Annotated in this window: 2 protein-coding genes and 2 pseudogenes; 1 reads left to right on the top strand and 3 read right to left on the bottom strand. The window is 38.0% G+C overall.

Going from position 1 to position 2,846, the window contains the following annotated elements; translation table 11 throughout:
- A pseudogene (locus Q4492_RS15605) lies at positions 1-209 on the bottom strand (isocitrate lyase); the annotation flags it as partial.
- Between the two features lie 854 nt (positions 210-1,063).
- Between Q4492_RS15605 and Q4492_RS15600 the strand changes: the two are divergent.
- A complete protein-coding gene (locus Q4492_RS15600) occupies positions 1,064-1,312 on the top strand; it encodes a hypothetical protein (protein WP_303419845.1) in 249 nt (82 codons plus the stop codon).
- A 153-nt stretch (positions 1,313-1,465) separates the two neighbouring features.
- Here Q4492_RS15600 and Q4492_RS15595 read toward each other — a convergent pair whose 3' ends face one another.
- Positions 1,466-2,029, bottom strand: coding sequence for a hypothetical protein (locus Q4492_RS15595; RefSeq protein ID WP_303419843.1), 564 nt, complete (start codon positions 2,027-2,029; stop codon positions 1,466-1,468).
- Between the two features lie 206 nt (positions 2,030-2,235).
- Positions 2,236-2,846: pseudogene (locus Q4492_RS15590) on the bottom strand (isocitrate lyase); the annotation flags it as partial.

The raw sequence follows: 2,846 nt of genomic DNA, 5'->3' as shown, positions 1-2,846 counted from the left end.
GACTGAGTGTATAAGGATTTGTCTTTATCAAATGCTGCCATGTCAGCACGCATAATGTCTGCAGTGTACTGAGCGATATCTAGGCCAGTTTTGAATTTATTCTGAGCGCGCATACGAGCTGCAGATTCTGGGTTAATAGCGTCCCAAGGGCTACCAGCAGCTGCTTTTGCAGCAGAGATAGTTTCAATGTCTTGGTTCAATGCGGACATGGTCAATCCTCTACAGAGTAATCTGTTCAATAAATTAAATTTTGGCGAGTCACAAGCCCAAGCCGGTATTTCCCTTAGCTCAACTTATATTTTTGATTACCGTGTAAACGATAATCTGACCAAGCAATGTTGTTGAATACATTGAGTGGTTATGTGAGTAAATAATGGGGGTATTTTAGAGCTTCGTAAAGCTACTTTTTGTGCACGTGCAAAACTGTAGTATTGCTACATAATGCCTATCTATAAAAAGGTAAATTAACTACAAGAAGGAAGAGCGGGAAATAGCATTAATCCCTATAGATAGGAGCTTTTAAAGCTCATCACTAAGTAGTAGCGACTTTGGTATAGCGCTTTATTTTACTCAATTACAAGATTTTTAGTTATTTAAATTATCTTTTATATTCCAATTAATTCTAAGTGTTTTTGACTACATAAATCATATGATCGCTTGAATTTAAAGGCTTTCCAGCTATTTGCTGGATATTTTATAGATTGTTTAACGTCAAAATAAATTACAAAGCTATTTTGTCATTGGATTGATTCATATTATGAGATGAAGTTAGTCAGTAAATCGGCTTAAAGTCATCATATAATGGAGGAAAGTTTGTCAATATTACGTGGATTTCTTCCAAATGCCTCTACGTTATTTTTATTTGATCTCTTTGTTTTTACGCGTTCGCAGCATGATTTTTTTGGTTAGGATATAAGTTCTTTTTTTAGATAGGTTTTATGAGCGTTTTTATAGCGCTTTAATTTCCACCTGTTTTGTAAGAAATAGATTTTTAGATTGTGTTTTTTGTTTAAAAGGATAATCTCTGTAACCAGTTATTGGTTATGAAAAGAGAGACATTATTGTGGATTTAAAACGTAAATTTACAGTGCATTTAGATGCCTTGATTGTTATCGGTTTGCTCTTTATTTGTTCTATAGGGTTTAACTTTGTTCAACTTCAGCAAGTAAAAGGCTTAAGTCGAGATGTGGTTAATTTAGAAGGTAAAGTTTTAGTACATGAATTAAATCTTAGCTCGCAGAAAGCTTATATTAATCAGTTGAAGTCTAAGTATGAGGGAGAAGAGGGTATTGCAAAGATTAAGGATGAGTAGGTGATTGCAATGGGGTAGATCTAGTTGAATAGAGCGCGGTTATGTAAATACTAAATAGTTGGGCTTCAAACGAATCTATCTATACAGAAACAATAATTAAAAAGGACGCCGTAGCATCCTTTTTGTAAATTATGTAGAACAAACTGGTGGGTATTAGCCCGTGATGGTGTCTAGGTATACAGCATCAATATCGGTATTAATATACGCCATGCCTAATTTGTTTAGGTATTCCATTCGGTCAGCTTTCATTAAATCTATTTCCGGCGCATCAAAGCCATTTTCTTGATAAATACCTGCAAGGTAGGCCATAAAGTGCTCGCCTTCTTTTACTAATAATAAGCTAGCCGCACCTACATCTGGTTTTACTTGTGTATTTAACGCTTCTGGAAGATTTACAGCAAGAACAACGGGTTGCTCATCACCTTCGATTCTTACACTGCGGTTTCTGATTGTTTGTTGTGCCCAGTAAAATGCTAATTCTTTACTTTGCGTCAAAAAAACAGGTTCAACTGATTCTGTATAGGCATTGCCGATTGTCGCCATGGTTTTCTTAGCAGCATCTTTTAGCGCTCTATCCCCTGAGCGTTGTAGCCCTTGTTTTTTTATGGAGTCGATCAGTGCTGAGGATGTTCCATGATACCAAGTATTACCTGTAGTAAATCCTTGCTCAGTTAACAAATCTTTAGCATCTTTAAGAAAATCAGGTGTATCAGTCATATTCGAAATCACTTAATCAGTTTGCAGTAGAAAACGGGGTAGAATTTTAACGTAAAAAGCCATTCGAGTCTTTCGACAGATCTTAGAAGTAATCTTATCTATAAAAAAGGCGGCCCTTACTACAAGGTGCCGCCTTATGCTCCAGTATAGGAGTCTGCCCTAATTAACGCTGGAAAATTAATTAAGGCAGTTAACGCTAATTATGCTTAGTTAAACTGGTTAGAGGTGTTTTTCGCACCGCCAGCTTTAAGCGCATTTTCACCCGCAAAGTATTCTTTGTGGTCATCGCCGATGTCTGAACCAGACATGTTCTGATGTTTAACGCATGCAATACCGCGACGGATCTCTTCACGCTGAACATTCTTAACGTAGCCCAACATACCTTGCTCACCGAAGTACTCTTTCGCTAGGTTGTCTACAGACAACGCAGTTGTGTGGTAAGTCGGTAGAGTGATCAAGTGATGGAATACGTTTGCTTCACGTGATGTATCAGCTTGGAATGTACGTGTACGTTCGTCAGCTACAGCAGACAATTCAGAATCGTCATACTCAGCGCTCATTAGGTTAGCGCGGTCGTATGCAGACACATCTTTACCTTCAGCAACCCAAGTATCGTAAGTCTGCTGGCGGAAGTTTAGTGTCCAGTTGAATGATGGAGAGTTGTTGTAAACCAATTTAGCATCTGGGTGAACTTTACGAATGTCATCCATCATGCCTTTGATTTCATGTACGGTTGGGATTGCAGTTTCGATCCATAGTAGATCGGCACCCGCATTGATCGCTTCAATACAGTCAAATACGCAACGCTCATGACCTG

Source organism: Neptuniibacter sp. 1_MG-2023 (genome assembly GCF_030547185.1).
Lineage (GTDB): Bacteria > Pseudomonadota > Gammaproteobacteria > Pseudomonadales > Balneatricaceae > Neptuniibacter.
The sequence above is the reverse complement of the archived record's forward strand: the minus strand, read 5'-3'. Positions and strand labels throughout refer to the sequence as shown.